The sequence below is a fragment of the Agrobacterium sp. CCNWLW155 genome, from assembly GCF_036888815.1.
GTDB classification, from domain to species: domain Bacteria; phylum Pseudomonadota; class Alphaproteobacteria; order Rhizobiales; family Rhizobiaceae; genus Agrobacterium; species Agrobacterium radiobacter.
In genome coordinates this window covers 766722-786772 of record NZ_JBAKFW010000001.1, presented here as the reverse complement: position 1 = coordinate 786772, position 20051 = coordinate 766722, and the positions used below count along the sequence as shown (strand labels likewise).

The 20051-nt window shown below is 61.5% G+C and carries 18 protein-coding genes; 13 read left to right on the top strand and 5 right to left on the bottom strand.

Translation table 11 applies throughout. From position 1 onward, the window contains the following. The first annotated feature begins 59 nt into the window (after nucleotides 1-59). From argS to V6S97_RS03875, 12 genes are all read left to right on the top strand, one after another. Complete coding sequence (gene argS, locus V6S97_RS03930; protein WP_003509727.1) at nucleotides 60-1817, top strand: arginine--tRNA ligase; 1758 nt, start codon at nucleotides 60-62, stop codon at nucleotides 1815-1817. Between the two features lie 66 nt (nucleotides 1818-1883). After that, complete coding sequence (locus V6S97_RS03925; protein ID WP_113083610.1) at nucleotides 1884-4901, top strand: SPOR domain-containing protein; 3018 nt, start codon at nucleotides 1884-1886, stop codon at nucleotides 4899-4901. A 239-nt stretch (nucleotides 4902-5140) separates the two neighbouring features. Further along, on the top strand, nucleotides 5141-6157 hold the full coding sequence (nagZ, locus tag V6S97_RS03920; RefSeq protein ID WP_003509725.1) for a beta-N-acetylhexosaminidase: 1017 nt from the start codon (nucleotides 5141-5143) through the stop codon (nucleotides 6155-6157). 58 nt (nucleotides 6158-6215) lie between these two features. After that, nucleotides 6216-7064, top strand: a complete 849-nt coding sequence (locus V6S97_RS03915) for a segregation and condensation protein A (protein ID WP_003509724.1) — start codon at nucleotides 6216-6218, stop codon at nucleotides 7062-7064. Continuing rightward, entirely contained in the window at nucleotides 7054-7788 is a 735-nt protein-coding gene (gene scpB / locus V6S97_RS03910) for an SMC-Scp complex subunit ScpB (RefSeq protein WP_003509723.1), read from the top strand. Before V6S97_RS03915 ends, scpB begins: the two co-directional genes overlap by 11 nt. A 128-nt stretch (nucleotides 7789-7916) precedes the next feature. Further along, the gene (locus V6S97_RS03905) at nucleotides 7917-8123 is read left to right on the top strand and encodes a twin-arginine translocase TatA/TatE family subunit (protein ID WP_003509722.1); all 207 of its coding nucleotides are present in this window, start codon (nucleotides 7917-7919) and stop codon (nucleotides 8121-8123) included. Between the two features lie 56 nt (nucleotides 8124-8179). Beyond that, nucleotides 8180-8917 (top strand): Sec-independent protein translocase protein TatB, encoded by a 738-nt coding sequence (gene tatB / locus V6S97_RS03900; protein WP_087744120.1) that lies wholly within the window; start codon nucleotides 8180-8182, stop codon nucleotides 8915-8917. Further along, entirely contained in the window at nucleotides 8914-9717 is an 804-nt protein-coding gene (gene tatC, locus V6S97_RS03895; RefSeq protein WP_003509720.1) for a twin-arginine translocase subunit TatC, read from the top strand. Before tatB ends, tatC begins: the two co-directional genes overlap by 4 nt. Nucleotides 9718-9819: 102 nt before the next feature. Continuing rightward, complete coding sequence (gene serS / locus V6S97_RS03890) at nucleotides 9820-11103, top strand: serine--tRNA ligase (RefSeq protein WP_111834458.1); 1284 nt, start codon at nucleotides 9820-9822, stop codon at nucleotides 11101-11103. A 201-nt stretch (nucleotides 11104-11304) separates the two neighbouring features. Next, nucleotides 11305-12075, top strand: a complete 771-nt coding sequence (surE, locus tag V6S97_RS03885; protein WP_334426109.1) for a 5'/3'-nucleotidase SurE — start codon at nucleotides 11305-11307, stop codon at nucleotides 12073-12075. Further along, entirely contained in the window at nucleotides 12072-12725 is a 654-nt protein-coding gene (locus tag V6S97_RS03880; RefSeq protein ID WP_026364136.1) for a protein-L-isoaspartate(D-aspartate) O-methyltransferase, read from the top strand. Before surE ends, V6S97_RS03880 begins: the two co-directional genes overlap by 4 nt. Nucleotides 12726-13071: 346 nt before the next feature. Continuing rightward, on the top strand, nucleotides 13072-14634 hold the full coding sequence (locus V6S97_RS03875) for a LysM peptidoglycan-binding domain-containing M23 family metallopeptidase (protein WP_065695407.1): 1563 nt from the start codon (nucleotides 13072-13074) through the stop codon (nucleotides 14632-14634). A 290-nt stretch (nucleotides 14635-14924) separates the two neighbouring features. Here the strand turns inward: V6S97_RS03875 and mobB are convergent, their stop codons facing one another. The 5 genes from mobB to moaA all read right to left on the bottom strand — a co-directional run bounded on the left by mobB (nucleotide 14925) and on the right by moaA (nucleotide 19440). Next, nucleotides 14925-15440 carry a molybdopterin-guanine dinucleotide biosynthesis protein B gene (gene mobB, locus V6S97_RS03870; protein WP_334426108.1) on the bottom strand — a complete coding sequence of 172 codons (516 nt, stop codon included), beginning with the start codon at nucleotides 15438-15440 and terminating at the stop codon, nucleotides 14925-14927. Then, nucleotides 15437-16063 carry a molybdenum cofactor guanylyltransferase MobA gene (gene mobA, locus V6S97_RS03865; RefSeq protein ID WP_003509706.1) on the bottom strand — a complete coding sequence of 209 codons (627 nt, stop codon included), beginning with the start codon at nucleotides 16061-16063 and terminating at the stop codon, nucleotides 15437-15439. The genes mobB and mobA overlap by 4 nt, the downstream gene beginning before the upstream one ends. After that, nucleotides 16060-17259: a multidrug effflux MFS transporter gene (locus V6S97_RS03860; RefSeq protein WP_334426107.1), complete on the bottom strand. Its 1200-nt coding sequence runs from the start codon at nucleotides 17257-17259 to the stop codon at nucleotides 16060-16062. The genes mobA and V6S97_RS03860 overlap by 4 nt, the downstream gene beginning before the upstream one ends. A gap of 1 nt (nucleotide 17260) precedes the next feature. Beyond that, a complete protein-coding gene (locus V6S97_RS03855) occupies nucleotides 17261-18229 on the bottom strand; it encodes a DMT family transporter (protein WP_003509703.1) in 969 nt (322 codons plus the stop codon). Nucleotides 18230-18390: 161 nt separating this feature from the next. Next, nucleotides 18391-19440, bottom strand: coding sequence for a GTP 3',8-cyclase MoaA (moaA, locus tag V6S97_RS03850; RefSeq protein WP_003509701.1), 1050 nt, complete (start codon nucleotides 19438-19440; stop codon nucleotides 18391-18393). 132 nt (nucleotides 19441-19572) lie between these two features. On the opposite strand from moaA, the gene V6S97_RS03845 reads away from it, so the two are divergent. Continuing rightward, nucleotides 19573-19941 (top strand): gamma-butyrobetaine hydroxylase-like domain-containing protein, encoded by a 369-nt coding sequence (locus V6S97_RS03845; RefSeq protein ID WP_003509699.1) that lies wholly within the window; start codon nucleotides 19573-19575, stop codon nucleotides 19939-19941. Nucleotides 19942-20051: the final 110 nt, after the last annotated feature.

Here is a 20051-nt window from a genome sequence, read left to right as displayed (position 1 = left end):
GAGCCGACCCGGTTATGATGGCCGGACATAAACAGAAGCCCTTCGCGCAGGTTGGAACGATGAACATTTTTGCTGATTTCGATACCAGGATCAAAAACGCGCTCGAGACCCTCGATCTCGTGAAAGAGAACCGCGAAAAGGTCGATTTCAGTCGAGTTACGGTCGAATCCCCGCGTGATCTGAGCCACGGCGATGTAGCAACCAATGCCGCCATGGTGCTGGCGAAGCCGCTCGGCACCAATCCACGCGCGCTTGCCGAACTCATCGTGCCCGCACTTCAGGCGGATGGCGATGTCGACAGCGTCAATGTCGCCGGTCCGGGCTTCATCAATCTCAAGGTTTCGGTCGGTTACTGGCAGCGTCTTCTGGCCGATATGATCAGTCAGGGCATCGATTTCGGCCGCTCCACCGTCGGTGCTGGCCAGAAGATCAACGTCGAATATGTCTCCGCCAACCCGACCGGCCCGATGCATGTCGGCCATTGCCGTGGCGCCGTTGTCGGCGACACGCTGGCGAACCTGCTCGCTTTTGCGGGTTACGGCGTTACCAAGGAATATTACATCAACGATGCCGGCTCGCAGATCGATGTGCTGGCCCGTTCGGTGTTCCTGCGTTACCGCGAGGCGCTTGGTGAAGATATCGGCACCATTCCGTCCGGTCTCTACCCCGGTGACTATCTCGTTCCCGTCGGCCAGGCGCTGGCGGATGAATATGGCATCAAGCTGCGCGCCATGCCCGAGGAAAAATGGCTGCCGATCGTAAAGGACAAGGCGATCGACGCGATGATGGTGATGATCCGTGAGGATCTTGCGCTGCTCAACGTCAGGCACGACGTGTTCTTCTCGGAGCGCACGCTGCATGAGGGCAATGGCGGTCCGATTCTCTCGGCCATCAACGACCTCACCTTCAAGGGCCATGTCTACAAGGGCACGCTGCCGCCGCCGAAGGGCGAATTGCCTGAGGACTGGGAAGACCGCGAACAGACGCTGTTCCGCTCCACGGAAGTGGGCGACGATATGGACCGCGCGCTGATGAAGTCGGACGGTTCCTACACCTATTTCGCCGCCGACGTTGCCTATTTCAAGAACAAGTTCGATCGCGGTTTCTCCGAGATGATCTATGTGCTCGGTGCTGACCATGGCGGTTACGTCAAGCGTCTTGAAGCCGTTGCGCGCGCCGTCTCCGAGGGCAAGTCGAAGCTGACGGTTCTTCTGTGCCAGCTCGTCAAGCTGTTCCGTGACGGCGAGCCGGTGAAGATGTCGAAACGCTCCGGCGACTTCGTCACGCTGCGCGATGTTGTCGACGAAGTGGGTCGCGATCCCGTGCGATTCATGATGCTTTATCGGAAGAATTCCGAGCCGCTGGACTTCGATTTCGCGAAAGTGACCGAACAATCGAAGGATAATCCGGTTTTTTACGTGCAATATGCGCACGCCCGCTCAATGTCGATCTTCCGGCAGGCGCAGGAAGCGTTTCCGGGGCTTGCTCCCTCTGCGGAAGAGATGGCGGCATCTGTCACTTTGATCAGTGATATCAATGAGTTGCAGCTGGTTGCAAAGCTCGCCGAATATCCGCGCCTGATCGAATCCGCAGCCCTTTCGCATGAGCCACACCGGCTTGCTTTTTACCTCTATGATCTCGCCAGTTCCTTCCATGGACACTGGAACAAGGGTAAAGACCAGCCGGAATTACGTTTTATTAACGATAAAAACCGAGAATTGAGCATTGCCAGACTTGGGCTGGTGAATGCTGTCGCAAATGTTTTGAGGTCCGGCCTTACGCTTTTAGGAGCGGACGCACCTGCTGAAATGCGATAACATATCACCATTATTTGCTCACAATACGCTGGCAAGAGCTGCAATGCGTAGATGGTGGAACACGTAATGGTCGAAAAAAATGTCGCGTATAACCGGGACACCCGGTCCGAAGGCTTCGCTGACAACGATCCTCTGGCAGAGCTGGCACGTATCGTCGGCTTCGAAGATCGTCCTTCGCATGCGGGTTCCGAAGCTGCGCCACGCGCTGCCTCACCGGCAACCCGCCGCGAACCCGAATTCAACCTCGAAGACGAGCTGCTTCGGGAGTTCGAGGTTTACGATGCGCCGCACGCCGATCCGGTCGTTCTTGATCCGGCAAACGATGTCCGTGCGGGCATCCATCCCAACGATTTCATGCAGCGTGTCGAATCCGTTTTCGCCCGCCGCGAGCCGGAGCTTGCGCCGGTGGCCGAACCCGTGGCCGCGTCTGCGCCAGAGGTGAGGGAAGAGCCGCTTCCGGAAATCGATCAGGCCTATATTCACAACTACGTCGAAACGACCACCCAGGATATTCGCGCGGATTTCCGTGATGATGCCGGCGCGGTGGCCGAAGTTTTCGATGTGCATTCGCGCCAGTCGCGTCCCGCCGAGCCGATGGTTTATCAGCCGGCCGCCCAGCAAGTGGCATGGGAAGAGCCGCAGGCCGCTGAGCCCGTGCAACCCGAATGGCACGCCATGCCGGAGCTCCCGGCCGATGTTTCGAGCAATGTTCAGACCTATGCGCCGGAGCCGCAGGCTTTCGATCTCGCCGATGAGGTGGAAATAGCTGTCGCCGAGGAAGCGCCCGCACCGATTTCCGTGCGTCCGCCGTCGCATGGCGGCCGGTCTTCGCTGGAATTCTCCAGCCTGCGGCTGCCGCTTGCCAATTTCGGCGCGCGCCGGGATGTTTCGGCTGTCGATCCGAAGCGGGTTGAGCCGCGCTCCGAGCAGCAGCCTGCCGCGGCCCGTATCGAGCCGCAGGTCGAAGCCGCTCCCGCGCCTGCCGTCGTTCAGGCGGAAGAGACCGCTCCGTCCTTTACGCCTTCGGTCGCCGAGACCTTCATACCTGCCGCAGAGCCTCTGGCGTTTGAGGTTGCCGAGAAGCCGGCATCGAAACATCTCTCGCCGATGGACGAGCTGATTTACGACGTCGCGAAATATTCCATTCCCGGTCGCGGCGAAACACCGCTCGTGCAGGACGTTCCCGCTGCGCAGGCTGCGGAGGTGGAGCTGCCCGTGGTCGCCGCCGCGCCGGTGAAGGCAGCGCCGATTGTCGCTGCTGCGCCCGCAGCGCCCGCTGAAGAACTGGATTTCACGGATTTCGCCGGCTTTAACGATGATGATTTCGAGCTCGCGCTCGACGATCTCGATCTTGATCTGGATTTGTCTGAAATCGCCGAGGCGGAGGTTGCACCTGCGCCCGCGCCGCAACCCGTTCGCCAGCAGCCGGCCGCTCCGGTTACCGTTGCTGCCGTCGCGCCGCAGCCCGTGAGAGAACAGCCCGCGCCGCAGCCGCGCCCGGCTCCCGTTGCCGCACCGGTCGCTGCTGCTGTGGTTCAGCCGCGTCCCGCTGCTGCAGCACCGCAGCCGGCCGCACCGCAGACGCTGGAAAGCCTGCCTTTCGATCCTTCGCAGATCGGCGAGACGGAAGAACATCCGGAAACCATCGTCGAAATGGATGTGCCGGAACTGCCGGTCGGGGTTTTTGAACCCAAGCCGGCCGCGCGCCGTCACGAGGAAGATCTCGATATCGATACCGAGCTAGCGACGCTGTTTGCGCCTGCTGTCGCCGGCGGTCTCGACCGTCACAAACATGCGGAAAATCGCGGCGCCGCCCAGGCGCGTCCTGTTCAGGCTCCGGAAGAGGCCGATGAATTTGAACGGGCGCTGGAAGAGGATTTCCGTCGTTCCATGCAGGAGGCTGCGGCTTCCCGTGGCAACGCGTCCCGCGACGCCGAGAATACCTATGTGGAGCATCCGGCGGCTTATCGTGACGAGGATGAACGCGGCGGTCGCCGCTGGATCATGCCGGTTGCAGCCGCAATCGGTCTGGTGCTGATCGGTGGCGGCGTTTACGCGCTGGTTTCCGGCGGCTCGTCCAGCACGGGCTCCAATGGCGCACCTGTCATCATCTCCGCCGACAACGACCCGATGAAGGTCGTGCCGGAAAATCCGGGCGGTCGCGTCGTGCCAAATCAGGACAAGGCGGTTTATGACCGCGTGGCTGGCGGCAGCGCTGCCGATCCGAAGCAGCCGGCGCTGATTTCCAGCAACGAGCAGCCGGTGGATGTGGTTCAGCGCACGCTGATCCCCGAACAATTGCCGCTTGAAGGCGAAAACGACGCGGATATGGAAGCCGCCGGCACGCCGGTTGGCGAGACCGAGGATCCGCGTCTGCTTTCGCCGGAAGAAAAGGCCGCACAGAACGAAGGTTCGGCTGCAACCGGCGTTTCGCCGCGCAAGGTCCGCACCATGATCGTCAAGCCTGATGGCACGCTGGTTGCCCAGGAGGTCGAGGTACCTGCAGCCCAGCCGCCGAAGGCCGACAAGGTCGAGGAGCTTGCAGCGCCGCAGACCGCGAAGCCCGGTGAGGGCGCTCCCGCCGTCATCGCCGCATCGCGGGTTCCGGTCGCGCCGGAGCAGGCTCAGCCGCAGGCCAACACACCTGCCGCCGCCGCCAAGCCGGCAGCGCAGTCGGCAGCACCGCTTCCAGCGGCACGTCCGTCCTCGCAGCCTGCCAATGTAGTGGCAACGGTGACCAACCAGGGCAATGTGCGCCCCGCGACCGCTCCGGCACAGCCGCAGGCCGCGCAGCAGCAGACGGCAGCCGCGACCCCGGCAGCGACCAGCACGCCTTCTGCCGGTGGCTACTACATCCAGATCGCCTCGCTGCCGAGCCAGGCGGAAGCCCAGAAGTCCTACCAGAACATGTCGGCCAAGTTCGGCTCGGTCATCGGTGGACGTGGCGTCGACATCAAGGCCGCCGAAATCGCCGGCAAGGGCACGTTCTACCGCGTCCGCATCCCGGCGGGTGACAAGAACGAAGCCGTGGCGCTGTGCGAAAAGTTCCGCTCAGCCGGCGGCAGCTGCCTGGTAGCGCGCTGATAGAGGCTGATCCGGCGTAGAAAGATTGGGGCTGCCGCATGAGGCAGCCCTTAGAGTATTTGGACCTTCCATCACACTCTGCATCATCCTCGGGCTTGTCCCGAGGATCCACAACCCGGAGCGATGGATCCTCGGATCAAGCCCGAGGATGACGGCGGAGAGGTTATCGGACGATTTTCGCAGTCCCGATGGCGCAGTCTCCTTACCCTTACCCCTATCTTCCCTGAGAGCGTGACATCATGACCGATTGCAAAGCTATGATCCTCGGATGCAGCGGGCTTTCGCTGACCGCCGACGAGATTGCCCTTTACCGCGATGAACAGCCCTGGGGCTTCATCCTGTTCGGGCGCAATATCGGCGAGCCGCAGCAGATCACCGATCTCGTCGCCGCCATGCGCGACGCCGTCGGGCGGCCAGACGCGCCGGTTCTGATCGATCAGGAGGGTGGGCGTGTTCAGCGCATCAAGCCGCCGATCCTGCAGGCCTATCCGAATGCCCGCATTCTCGGTGAAATCTATGAGCGCGACCGGGGGGCGGGTCTGCGTGCCGCCTGGCTGATGTCGCGCCTGCATGCCTTCGACCTCATGAAATTCGGTATCAATGTCGATTGCCTGCCGGTGCTTGACGTGCCGGTGGAAGGCGCCAGCAACGTCATCGGCAACCGCGCCTATGGCTACACGCCGACCATGGTGGCCGAGATGGGGCAGGCGGCCGCCGATGGCCTGAAGGCGGGCGGCATGCTGCCTGTCATGAAACATATGCCGGGTCACGGTCGCGGCATGGTGGATTCGCATCATGAACTGCCTGTCGTCGATGTACCGCTCGATGAGCTGGATGCCCATGATTTTGTGCCGTTCCGGGCGCTGAACCACGAATTGATGGCGATGAGCGCGCATCTGGTATTCAATGCCGTCGACCGCGAACGGCCTGCTACGACCTCGCCGAAGGTCATCGAGGAGATCATTCGCGGTCGTATCGGCTTTGATGGCCTGCTGATGTCCGACGACAGTTCCATGAACGCGTTGAAGGGTACGCTGGGCGAGCGGGCTGCGAATATTGTTGCGGGTGGCTGCGATATAGTCTTGCATTGCAACGGCGTGATGGGTGAAATGCTTGAAGTCGTGAAGGAGGTTCCCGTTCTTTCCGGCCGCTCGCTGGAGCGGGTGCGGGCAGTTGAAGCGGGTTTCCCGACTGCGGACCCGTCCGACGAAGCGGAACTGAGAGCCGAATTCAACGCCATGTGGGCCGTTTCCTGACGATCTTGGGGGCGGCCGCTCACTCGGGATCAAGGCCGGACGCCCGGCGGATGGAACAATGGCCGCAGACAAGTCTCGCAATTCAACGCCGATGGACAAGCTCTGGCAGGATGTGACGCCGGAGCGGTTGACGGGTGAGGCCGGGCTGGTCATCGATGTCGCGGGTTTTGAAGGCCCGCTCGATCTTCTCCTGCATCTTGCCCGCACGCAGAAGGTCGATCTGTCGCGCATTTCGGTGCTGGCGCTCGCCGAACAATATCTGCAATTCGTGGAAAGTGCGCGCCGCGTGCGCATCGAGCTGGCGGCCGATTATCTCGTGATGGCGGCGTGGCTCGCCTTCCTCAAATCCAAGCTCCTCATTCCGCAGCAATCCAAAGATGAAGGCCCCTCGGGCGAGGAAATGGCCGCGACGCTGGCCTTCCGGCTGAAACGCCTGGAGGCGATGCGCGAGGCGGCGGAACGCCTCGTCAACCGCGCCCAGCTCGGCCGCGATGTTTTTGCCCGTGGCGCGCCGGAGCATATTCCGCATATCAACCGCTCGGCCTATGAGGCCAATCTTTACGATCTGCTCAGCGCCTATGCCAATCTGCGGCAGCGTCAGGCGATTACCCAGGTCACGATTGAAAAACGGCAGGTCTGGTCGCTTGTCGAGGCGCGCGAGCTTCTGACCCACCTCCTTGGCGATGTCGGGGAATGGACCGTGCTCGATCAATATCTGCTGCAATATGTGCCCGATCCGGCCATGCGCGTGACGGCGATTGCCAGCGCCTTTGCCGCTTCGCTGGAGCTGGTGCGCGAGGGCTCGCTGCAAATCCGGCAGGACGGTGCTTTCCAGCCCATCTATATGCGCCGCGGCGCAAGGGACGACCGTGCCGTGAATGCCGAAAGGACTGATAATGATGAATGACGATGAGACCGCCGAGGCCACCATCGCGGCAGATGGGGCCGAGCCCGAACAGACGGTATTTTCCGAACGGCAGCTGAAGGAGGCCGCGCGGATCGCCGAGGCTTTGGTCTTCGCCTCGTCCGAGCCGGTTTCCGTCGGTTTCATCGCCGAGCGCCTGCCGCGCGGCATGGATGTCGTCGCCATTCTGCAGCGTCTCAAGGTTCTCTATGCGGAGCGGGGCGTCAATCTCGTGCAGGTGGGCGGGCAATGGGCTTTTCGCACCGCCGGTGATCTTTCTTTCGTCATCCGCGCCGAGGAGAAGGAGCCGAAGAAGCTGTCGCGCGCGGCGCTGGAAGTTCTGGCGATTATCGCATATCATCAACCGGTGACACGCGCCGAAATTGAGGAAATCCGCGGTGTTCAGACCTCGCGCGGCACGCTTGATGTGCTGATGGAGGCGGGCTGGGTCAGGTTCCGTGGCCGCAGGCGTACACCCGGCCGGCCCGTGACGATCGGCACCACGGTGGAGTTTCTCGACCATTTCGGCCTTGAGGAACTGCGCGATCTGCCGGGCCTTGAGGAATTGAAGGGCGCAGGGCTGCTTTCCGGCCGCATTCCCTCCAATTTCGGCGTGCCTCTGCCGATGATGAGCGACGAATTGCGTGAGGACGAAGACCCGATCACGCAGCTTGATCTTGAGGAACTGGGCCTGCTTGCGCCTGGCGGCGGCGATGGCGACGATTGATATCGCCATCCTGTTGGCGCGGCCACGAAAACTTTATGCGCACTCGCTGTTGAAGCGACGATTTGTCGTTTGAAAAAGCCTTTCAAACGTCTTACATCGTCTGAAAGCGAAATTCAGGAGTTTCAGTTATGGGTTCTTTTAGTGTGTGGCATTGGCTCATCGTGCTGGTGATCGTTCTCGTCCTCTTCGGACGCGGCAAGATTCCGGAATTGATGGGTGATGTTGCAAAGGGCATCAAGAGCTTCAAGAAGGGCATGGCTGACGAAGACCAGACGCCGCCGCCGGCCGATGCCAACACGAAGACCGTCGACCACAAGGCTGACGAGATCAAGTAAGCGGCCTTGCCGCTTGGTGTGAGACTGACGGGCGTTAGGGTCTCGGGAGCATTTTGATGTTTGATATCGGCTGGAGCGAGCTTCTGGTGATTGCGGTCGTTTTGATCGTGGTCGTCGGACCGAAAGACTTGCCGCCCATGATCCGCGCCTTCGGCAAAACGATGGCCGGCCTTCGCAAGATGGCGGGGGACTTCCGCACGCAGTTCGATGAGGCGCTCAAAGAGGCCGACATGGACGATGTGCGCCAGACGATCTCCGATGTCCGCAATCTCAACCCCACCAACTCGCTGCGCGATGCGATGAACCCGCTTCGACAGCTCGGCAACGAGATCAAGTCCGATCTTCAGAAGGCGACGGCTGCGCCGGATGGCCTTTCGTCCACGCCGGCGCCGGCGACAAGCGAGCCGGTCGCGCCGCTGGTCAGCGTGCCTGAGCCTGAAATGAAGCTGCCGGATGCGCCGCCTGTTGTAGCCGCACCCGCTGCGCCGGTTGCCGCGGCCCTCGCTGCGGAGGAGAAGCCGAAGCGCGCGCGGGCGAAATCTATTGCTACTGTTGAGGCCGAAGCGGTTGCCGCCAAGCCGAAACGTGCAGCCCGGAGCAAGGTTGCCGCAGCGCCCGAAACCGCCGTCACCGCGAAAACCAGTGAGCCCGCCGCCTCGAAGCCCGCCGTGAAGACCGTCGCCAAAAAGGCGGCCGTCCGGAAGTCTTCCGCAGACAAGGCGGCGGTGGCCGATGCCAAGCCGGCGAAGACGGCAAAAACCAAGGCTGCAAAGCCCACAAAGGATGAAGTATGAGCGGGGATATCGAGGATAAGCCGCAGCCGCTTATTGAGCATCTCATGGAGTTGCGCACGCGGCTGATCTGGGCGCTCGGCGCGTTCTTCATTGCCTTCATCGGCTGCTTCGCCGTTGCCAAACATCTCTTCAACCTGCTTGTCATTCCCTATAAATGGGCAGTGCTCTGGGCGGGGCTGGATGTGACGAAATCGTCACTGATCTATACTGCGCCGCAGGAATTCTTCTTCACGCAGATCAAGGTTGCGATGTTCGGCGCCATGGTGATCTCCTTCCCGGTGATCGCCTCGCAGCTTTACAAATTCGTGGCGCCCGGTCTCTACAAGAACGAGCGCGCCGCCTTCCTGCCATTCCTCATCGCTTCCCCGATCCTGTTCCTTATCGGTGCGGCGCTCGTCTATTTCTTCTTCACGCCTATGGTCATGTGGTTCTTCCTCGCCATGCAGCAATTGCCGGAAGATGGCGAAGTCGCGATTTCACTGATGCCGAAGGTGTCGGAATATCTGAGCCTCATCATGACGCTGGTGCTGTCCTTCGGTCTGGTGTTCCAGCTGCCCGTCGTCACCACGCTTCTGGCGCGCGTCGGTCTTCTGACCAGCGACTGGCTCAGGGAAAAGCGCAAGTTCGCCATCGTCATGGCCTTTGTGGTTGCCGCCGTGCTGACGCCGCCCGATCCCATGTCCCAGATCGGTCTTGCACTGCCTGCGATCATTCTCTACGAGATTTCCATCTACATGGCTCGACTCGTGGAGAGGAAGCGCGCTGCGGAATCCGCAAGCACGGAGCTGGAGGAGACCTGATTTTCCTGAAGGTCTCGCCGCTCTGAAAATCTCCTCGCGCCGGGTTCATGCCCGGCGTTTTGCTGTAAAACACGGGCAATGCAACAACGGTCTGGAACGACGATGCACGACATTAAATGGATACGCGAAAACCCCGAAGCCTTTGATGCGGCGCTTGCGCGCCGCGGCGCGGAGCCTGCCGCCAGCGGCCTGATCGCGCTCGATGAAAAGCGCCGTTCCGTCATCCAGTCCCTGCAGGACATGCAGTCGCGCCGCAATGCCGCCTCCAAGGAGATCGGCGCCGCCATGGCGCAGAAGAACATGGAGCTTGCTGACAAGCTCAAGGCCGAAGTCGCCGACCTCAAGGACAACATGCCGCGCGCCGAGGAGGAGGACCGTCAGGTCACCGCCGAGCTGAACGACGCGCTGTCGCGCCTGCCCAACATGCCTTTCGACGATGTGCCCGACGGCAAGGACGAGCATGACAATGTGGTCGCCCGTGTGGTCGGCCAGAAGCCCGGCTGGAACCATGAGGCAAAGGAGCACTTCGAGATTGGCGAAGCGCTCGGCTATATGGATTTCGAGCGTGCCGCCAAGCTTTCCGGCGCACGTTTCACCGTGCTGACCAGCCAGTTGGCGCGTCTGGAGCGAGCGCTCGGCCAGTTCATGATCGACCTGCACACCAGCGAACATGGCTATACCGAAGTCTCCTCGCCGCTGATGGTGCGCGACGAGGCGATGTTCGGCACCGGGCAATTGCCTAAATTCTCCGAGGACCTGTTCAAGACCACGGATGGCCGCTGGCTGATCCCGACGGCGGAGGTGACGCTGACCAACCTCGTGTCCGGCGAAATTCTCGATCAGGAGAAGCTGCCGCTGCGCTTCACCGCGCTGACGCCGTCCTTCCGTTCGGAAGCGGGCTCGGCCGGTCGCGACACGCGCGGCATGCTGCGCCAGCACCAGTTCTGGAAATGTGAGCTCGTCTCCATCACCGATGCGGAAAGCGCCGTTGCCGAGCATGAGCGCATGACGGCCTGCGCCGAGGAAGTGCTGAAGCGTCTTGGCCTGCATTTCCGCACCATGACGCTCTGCACGGGCGATATGGGCTTCAGCGCCCGCAAGACCTACGATCTGGAAGTGTGGCTGCCCGGCCAGAATACCTATCGCGAAATTTCGTCCTGCTCGGTCTGCGGCGATTTCCAGGCGCGGCGCATGAATGCGCGTTATCGCGGCAAGGACGACAAGGCGACGAAGTTCGTTCATACGCTGAACGGTTCCGGCACCGCCGTCGGCCGCTGCCTGATCGCCGTTCTCGAAAATTATCTGAACGACGATGGTTCCGTCACAATTCCGGACGTGCTGCTGCCCTATATGGGCGGGCTGACGCGGATCGAGAAGGCGGCCTGATTGGCCGTCTGTTAAGCGGCCGTCCTACCGGCCTTGCGCCGGTATCCAGCCAGCCCAAGTCATTGGGCTGAAGAGACTCTTCCCGCCGCGCGGATGCGCGTCGACTGGATTCCGGCTCAAGACCGGAATGACGGTTGTGGGGATGCTTCTGTGAGAGAAATCATTGTGTCCTCATAGCGGGATACAGCAGCGGAGGAAAACATGCGGATTTTGCTGACGAATGACGACGGTATTCACGCCGAAGGTCTGGCCGTGCTGGAGCGTATCGCCCGCACGCTGTCCGACGATGTCTGGATCGTTGCGCCGGAGACCGACCAGAGCGGGCTTGCCCATTCGCTGACGCTTTCCGAACCCCTGCGTCTGCGCAAGGTTTCCGACAAACATTTCGCGCTGCGCGGCACGCCCACCGATTGCGTCATCATGGGCATTCGCGAGGTTCTGCCGGAAAAACCCGATCTCGTCCTCTCAGGCGTCAATGCCGGCGCCAACATGGCCGATGATGTCACCTATTCCGGCACCATTGCCGGCGCCATCGAAGGCACGCTGCAGGGCGTGCGCTCCTTTGCGCTGAGCCAGGCGTTCACCTACGCCGAAGGCCGCGTTGTGCCGTGGGAAGTCGCTGAAACCTATGCGCCCGATCTCATTAGCAAGCTCATTGATGTCGATCTGCCTGACGGCACCTTCCTCAACCTCAATTTCCCCAATTGTGCGCCAAAGGATGTGCAGGGCGTGTCCGTCACCGGGCAGGGCAAGCTCGATTTCGGCCTGACGGTGGAGGAGCGGCAGGATGGTCGCGGTCTTCCTTATTATTGGCTGCGCTTCGGCGAGCGCCTCGGCACCTTCCGCGAGGGTACGGATATTCACGCCTTGAAGCACGGCAAGATTTCGGTCACACCGCTTAAGCTTGACCTGACGGACTACACGGTGAAGGATCGGGTTGCGCAAGCACTTGGATTCGGAGTCGCCGATTGAAATCCGCAATGGTCGAAAAGGAAGGTTTTGCCGCTCTCGTTCTCCGCTTAAGGGGCGAGGGGATTTCCGATCTTGACCTTTTGACGGCGGTCGAGCAGACGCCGCGTTCCAAATTCGTGCCGCCGCAATTTGCCGCCGACGCCTATTCCAGCCGCACCATCCCGATCGACTGCGGCGCCTTCATGGAAGGCGCTGACATGGCGGTGAAGATCCTTGCCCGCCTGCAGCTGAAACCCGGCCAGCGCGTGCTGGAAATCGGCACGGGCAGCGGTTTCATGACCGCGATCATTGCGCGCCGGGTGGAGCGCGTCTTTTCGCTGGAGCGCTACAAGACGCTGGTGCAGCAGGCGCAGAACTGTCTCGACGATCTCTCCATCCGCAATGTCGTCATCCGTCAGGCGGATGGCAGCAATGGTCTGGTGGGCGAGGGAACCTTCGATCGTATCGTCTCCACCGCCGCCTTTACCACCATGCCCCGCTTCTTTGCCGAGCAGATCGTTTCGGGCGGCATGATGATCGCGCCGATCATTCTTGAAGGCGACCGTTGCGTGATGACGCGTTTCTCCAAGACCGGTAGCCGCTTCGAGAAGGAAGAGCTGTTCGAGGCGCCTTATCTGCCGCTCAGCACCCATATTGCGCGTCATTTGTGACAAATTGAAAATTTTGGAGACATTCTATTTTTGTCTCCTAATGTTCTGAATTTTCGCAACTATCTGATTTTTAATATCATTATTGTCTCAACATGACGCATCTGGTTTCCGTCATGGTTATCGAAGTGTCAAAAAAGCACTGAGCGGCTTAACGTTTTAACGGCGTGGTAACACTAACGCGCTTTAATCATAAACATCGACGCATGGTTTTCCCCACCTCGGGAAATGGGCCTTGCAAGAAGTGAAATTTGTGCCGGATCGCATCTAGATGCGGCGGGTTGGCGTCAGTGTAGATCGAGTCATGCGTATGAGACATTCGTCTAAAATCGGAAAATCAGTCGCAAAAATGTTCGCAGCGGCATTGCTGGCAAGCGTCGCAACGGGCTGTAGCTCGGATGCAACGCGGTTCAGCGGCCTCTTTTCCAGTGGACCGGATCGGATGACAACGGCGTCAATTCCTGCCCGTCAGGGCGGCGGTGCTTACGGGCAGGTCCCGGTCCCGCAGGGCGACATGAATGGCGGTTACGCCTCTGCCGCGCCGCAGGGTGGTTACGCCAACCAGAACATGGCCGGCAACTCCTATCCGCAGTCCGGTGGTTATGGCGGCGTTCAGCCTTCCACGGCCCGCGCGTCGGCCTCGCCGGTGCAGCGTTCCGAGCTTTCGGCCCCAACCGCCGTGGCAAGCCGCGATCCGTCGACCCGCAACGAAGCCATGGCCCAGCCTTTCCCGTCCGCTCAGCCCAAGGCCGCGCCGTCTCTTGCAGCGCCCGCCCAGCAGGCTGCCGCCCCCGTCGCCGACAACCTGACCACCGCGACCGTACGTTCCGACAAGAATGGCTGGCACACCGATGGCGCTTCCTCCGTGACCCTGCGTCCCGGCGAAAGCATCGCGACACTCTCCAACCGTTACGGCGTTCCGGAAAAGGAACTGCTGCGCGTCAACGGTCTGAAGACCGCATCCTCGGCGCAGGCCGGCCAGTCGATCCTCATTCCGAAATTCGGCCAGGCCCGCAATGCCGCCAAGGATGCCGCCGGCAATATCGCTCTCAACCGCAATGGCGACCAGCCGACCCCGCTGCGCGGCCCCGAGGGGAACGTAGCCGTGCTGCCGTCGCAGACCGCCGTCCGTGACAAGGTTTCCTCCGAAGCCGGCAAGCTGACGCCTCCGGGCGGTAAGCCGTTGCCGCCGACCGGTGGTTACAAGGTTCAGCCGGGCGACAGCCTGGCGAAGATCGCCCGCGAAAACGGCGTATCGGTTGCTGCCTTGAAGGCCGCGAACGGTCTCGGCAATGAAAGCATCCGCGTCGGCCAGACGCTCAACATGCCGGGCGCTTCGACGGATGCCATCAAGACAGCTTCCGTTCCCGCCAAGGAAGCGGCGAAGGCGGTCGAAACCGCATCCGTCAAGCCTGAGCCCTACAAGGCTCCCGCTGCTGCCGCCGCTCCGACTGCGCCTGCCACACCGGCCACGGCAAGTGTCAGCGATATCGAGAAGAAGGCCGACATGGCCTCCATCGCACCGGAATCCACCGGCATCGGCAAATATCGCTGGCCGGTACGCGGTGCGGTCATCAACAATTTCGGCGACAATGTCGAAGGCAGCCGCAACGATGGCATCAACATCTCCGTTCCCGAGGGAACGCCGATCAAGGCCGCCGAAAACGGCGTGGTCATCTATGCGGGCAACGGCCTGAAGCAGCTCGGCAACACGGTTCTCGTCCGTCACGACGATGGCAAGGTCACGGTTTACGGCAATGCCGCCAATCTCGACGTACAGCGTGGCCAGAAGGTCCAGCGCGGCCAGACCATCGCCACCTCAGGCATGACCGGCAGCGCCAAGCGTCCGCAGGTTCACTTCGAAGTCCGCAAGGATGCGACGCCGGTGAACCCCTCCAGTTTCCTTGAATAGGTATTGCGTCTCAAGGAATGATGAAGCCGGGTGAAGAACCCGGCTTTTTCATTTTTGGGGTGGTGCGTGCGGAGAAGGTGCTGGAATGGGTGCCACGGGCTTAGTGGGTGTTGGTTTCCTCGCGGTTTTCTCCTCCGTCATGCCGGACCCGATCCGGCATCCAGTCGACGCGCGTCTGCGCGGCGGAATGAGTCTCCTCAGCCCAAGGACTTGGGCTGGCTGGATACCGGCTCAAGGCCGGTATGACGGATGTGGGGATGCAGCCCAAGTCACGTCGATCCGCTACGTGTCTAGCCCCTGACCAGCCCAACCGTCTTCTCGATGAAGTCTGCGATCGTGGCGGTATCGTCGAGATCGAAGACGGGAAGGGTGGCGTCCGCCACCTCATGATCGGCGGCAATGGCGATGATATGCGGGTCGAGCGGCGCAAGCGGTTCGGTCTTGGCGGCCTCCAGACGGCGCGCCTCGATCTTTGGCACCGGCTCATATTTGTAACCTTCGATCAGCACCAGATCGCAGGGGGCGAGGCGAGCGAGGATGTCCTCGAAGGAGGGTTCCGGTTCGCCGCGCAGTTCACGCATGATGGCGAAACGGGTGCCGGAAACGATGGTAACCTCGTGCGCGCCGGCCTGCCGGTGACGCCAGCTATCCGCGCCGACCTTGTCGATGTCGAAATCATGATGGGCGTGCTTGATGGTGGAGACGCGGTAGCCGCGCGCCGTCAGTTCGGTGACGATGCGCACCGCAAGGCCTGTTTTGCCCGAGTTCTTCCAGCCGGCAATGCCGAAGACCTTTTGTGCCGTCATGGTTCCATGCTCTCCAGATAGCTTCGCGCGAGCGCCAGTTCATCCGGCGTGTTGATGTTGAAGAACGGATCGAGGCTGCCCTTTGCCGTTTCCAGCGGCGGGAAAGCCACGCCGATGGTGACATGCCGGGCAAGATAGGCGCGGATGCGCCGGTTCGCATCGTTCTTCAGCCACGCCTCGAGATCATCGGCGAGGGCCACCGGCCACAGCGCAAAAACCGGGTGAAGCTGGCCGCTGGAGGCGGCGATGACGATCGCATGATCCGATACGTGCTCGCAAAGGCGCGCCACGAGATCGTCGGGAAAAAACGGGCTGTCGGCGGGCGCGGTCAGGAAGTGGCTAGCCGCGTTCTCGCGGTGCTGGAAATGACGCATGCCGGCCAGAATACCCGCGAGCGGCCCGGCATGGCCGTTCAGTGTATCCGGCAGCAGCGGCAGGCCGAAACTCTCCGCCCAGCCATTGGCAGCATTGATGGTGACATCGCAGACCTGCGGCGTGATGCGGCCGATGACATGGGAAATGAGGGGGCGATCGCCCAGCTGCACCATCGCCTTGTTGCTGCCCATGCGCCGCGAAAGCCCGCCGGCGAGCACGAGACCGGGTATTTCAAAAGGGGCCGTCATTCCCGCTTTTCCTGCAGCCTTACGATATAGGTGGTGAGGAGGGCGACAAGGCCGGTCGCCAGCATCACGAGAAGAAGCGGCCAGGTTCCATCCTCTTTGGACAGGACCGAGGAGGCGAGCACCGACAATGCCGCGCCGCCGCCGATGGTCATGGCGCCGCCGAGACCGGAGGCGGAGCCTGCCAGATGCGGCTGGACGCTGACCATGCCGGCATTGGCGCTCGGCAGCGTCACGCCGTTGCCGACGCCGATCAGGGCAAGCGGCACGAAAAACGCATAGGCGCTTTCCGCCCCGGCCGAGATCAGCACCATGGTCGTGACGATGCCCGCAATGGCGATGACATTGCCCGACAGCATCATGCGGGTGATGCCGATTTCGCTGGCATAACGGCCGGAAATGAAGTTGCCGAGCATATAGCCGCTGGCCATGAAGAAGAATTGCAGGCCGAGCATGGCCGGCGCAAGCCCGTAAAGCACGCTGCCGACGAAGGGCGCGCCGCCGAGGAAGGAAAAGAACATGCCCGATGAGAAGGTCGAGGTCAGCGCATAACCCCAGAAGAGCGGCGAGCGCAGCAGCTCCGGCCAGGCGTGAAACTGCTGGGAAAAACTCGCCGATTTGTTGTGGTTGGTTTCTCCGAGGTCGAACCAGGCGAGCACCAGAATGCAGATGCCGAGCAGGCAGAGGAGGGCGAAGCTCGACTGCCAGCCGGAGATGTCGTTGAGCAGCCCGCCAACCGTCGGCCCCACCATCGGCACCACGGACATGCCCATTGTCACATAGCCGATCATCGAGGCCGCCTGTTCCATCGGCACCATGTCACGCACGATGGCGCGCGCCAGCACGAAGCCCGAAACGACGGCCGCCTGCGCGACGCGCCCGATCATGAAAACGGTGATATTGGGCGCCAGCATGCAGACGAGCGTTGCGACGATCATGATGGCGATGCTGACGAGCATGACCGGGCGGCGTCCCAAGAGATCGGAAAGCGGGCCGATGATGAGCTGCAGGCAGGCGGTGGCGGCAAGATAGCCCGAAACGGCAAATTGCATCACGGCATAATCGGTCTCGAAATAGAGCGCCATGGCCGCAAGCGAGGGCAGGAACACGTTCATGCACAGCGCGGCGACGCCGGCGATGACGACTAGCGTGATGATGTGAGGCGGAGTGGTCCTGTCGAGAAAACGGCCGCTGTTCATCTCATTCTCCCGCTTCTTCCGCAACGGCGGCTTTCGTTACGGAATCCGGCCGCACCGTGGTGGCGGCGGTGGGTGTCGCAGCCGAGCGCTTGGCAATCTGCGAACGCTTGCGCAGGCTTTCGCGATAGAAGGTATAGAGGCCCGAACCGATGACGATCATGGCGCCTGCGATGGTGTAGCTGTCGATTTTCTCGTTGAAGAAGAACACGCCGATCATGAAACCCCAGAGCAGGCTGGTGTAACGGAATGGCGCGACAAAGGAGATTTCGCCTGATCTCATCGCGAGAATGATCGCCTGATAGCCCACCAGCACCAGGATGGCGGAACCGGCGAGATGCGACAGGATCATGAAATTCATCGGCTGCCAGCCGCCGAAGGGCACGATCAACAGGCCGCCCACGGCCATGTTGACGAAGGCGGTGATGACGGTGATGGCGAGCGAGGGCACATCCGCATACATTTTCCGCGTCAGCAGGTCACGCGCGGCGGTGACCGCAAGCGATGCGACGACGAGCAGCGCTCCCGGCGTGAAGCCTTCAGGGCCCGGGCGAATGATGATCAGCACGCCGATGAAACCGGTGATGATGGCCGCCCAGCGCCGCCAGCCCACGGGTTCGCGCAGGAAAAGGGCAGCCCCCAGCGTCACCACCAGCGGCAGGGATTGCAATATGGCCGAGGCGTTGGAGAATTCGATGAGGCCGAGCGCCGTCAGATAAAGCACGGCGGCTGTCACCTCGCAGAGACAGCGCAGGATGATGATGGGCCGCAGCAGGGTTTTGAGCGGCCGGAGCGCGCCGAAATGGCGTGCGGCGATATAGATCAGCACCACGGTCATGATGCCGCGCACGAACATGATCTGGCCGGTGTTGATATAGGGAGTGACGGACTTCGTCAGCGCATCATTGGCCGTGAAGCTTGCCATTGCGAGCGCCATGAAAAGTGCGCCGCGCGTATTGTCCGTCAATGCCATTCCCAAATATCCCAGACCATGCGCGGTTTACTCCGTCCGCCCTTGCGGGCGATCTGGAGCCGCCGTTCCGGCGCAACCACGCATTCCTCCATGCAAAGAGACGTGGCACGGCACAGCCGGTATTTCAACCGCTTATATGGGCGGGTGGACGAGAAAGAGGCTCAGCCGCCGGTCACGCTCATGTGGCGGGAGACGGCGGGCCGGTTATGGGTTCGGTCGATGATGAAATCATGCCCCTTCGGCTTGCGCAGCAGGGCTTCATCGATAGCGCTGGAGAGATAGGCGTCGCTGTCGGAGGCGCGCAGCGCCGTGCGCAGATCGGCGGCGTCATCCTGGCCGAGACACATATAAAGCGTGCCGGTGCAGGTGAGGCGCACGCGATTGCAGCTTTCGCAGAAATTATGTGTCATCGGCGTGATGAAGCCCATCCGGCCGCCGGTTTCCTTCACCGTCACGTAACGGGCGGGGCCGCCGGTCTGGTAATCGCTGTCGATGAGTGTGAAGCTCTTTTCGAGATCGGCGCGCAGCTGCGAAAGCGGCAGGTAGCGGTCAGTGCGATCTTCCTCGATCTCGCCCATCGGCATGGTTTCGATGACAGTCAGGTCCATGCCGCGGCCATGGGCGAAACGCATCAGATCGGGAAGCTCGGCGTCGTTGAAGTCCTTCAGCGCCACGGCGTTGAGCTTGACCTTGATGCCCGCGGCCTGGGCCGCATCCAGCCCTTCCATCACCCGGTCTATATCGCCCCAGCGGGTGATATGGCGGAATTTATCGCGGTCGAGCGTATCGAGCGAGACATTGATGCGGCGCACGCCGCAATCGGCAAGTTCGGCGGCGAATTTCGCAAGCTGCGAGCCGTTGGTGGTCAGCGTCAGTTCGTCGAGCGCGCCTGTGTGCACATGCCGGCCGAGGTTCCTCACCAGCGACATGATGTTCTTGCGCACCAGCGGCTCGCCGCCAGTCAGCCTCAGCTTGCGCACGCCGCGCGCGATGAAGACGGAACAGAGGCGGTCGAGTTCTTCGAGCGTCAGAAGGTCCTTCTTCGGCAGGAAGGTCATGTGCTCGGACATGCAATAGGTGCAGCGGAAATCACAGCGGTCGGTCACGGAAACGCGTAGATAGGTGATGGCGCGGCCGAAAGGGTCCACCATCGGTGTGCTGTTTTCCGTCAGGGTTTTCGCTTTTTCAAGCGAGCCGGGGAAACTGTTCACGTCTCCATCCTCATTGCGCCTTGCGCCGGGCACACACGCCTGATGTGTGCTCTATTAGGTGATGTAGTGGCTTGCCTATCGTGAGGCAAGTCCGTAATTCTGACGCATGTGACGAGCTTGCGGAAGTGAAAAATGAGTGATGCCTGGCCGACCGAGCTGCTTGTGTCGAAAGACCGGCGCGAATTGACTGTTTCCTTTGATGATGGAAGCGTTTACCGGCTTGGCGCCGAGATGCTGCGCGTGCTTTCGCCCTCGGCGGAAGTGCAGGGCCACGGGCCGGGACAAAAGGTCACGGTGCCCGGCAAACGCAATGTCGCCATCCGTTCCATGGTCGCGACCGGCAATTATGCGGTTCGCATCGTTTTCGACGATGGCCACGATAGCGGCATCTACACTTGGAAATATCTGAAGGAATTGGGTGAGACAGGGGATGCGCTGTTTGCCGATTACGAACGGCAGCTCGCCGAAAAGGGCTTGAGCAGGGAACCGCGATTCCGGTAGGCGCTTACTTCCCTCATTCCGGTGACAAGCACAGGAATGAGGGGGGAGCACAGGGCATCTGAAGCACCATGTCCCGGCAGCAAATAACCCGTTGAATCTGCGCGCCGTCC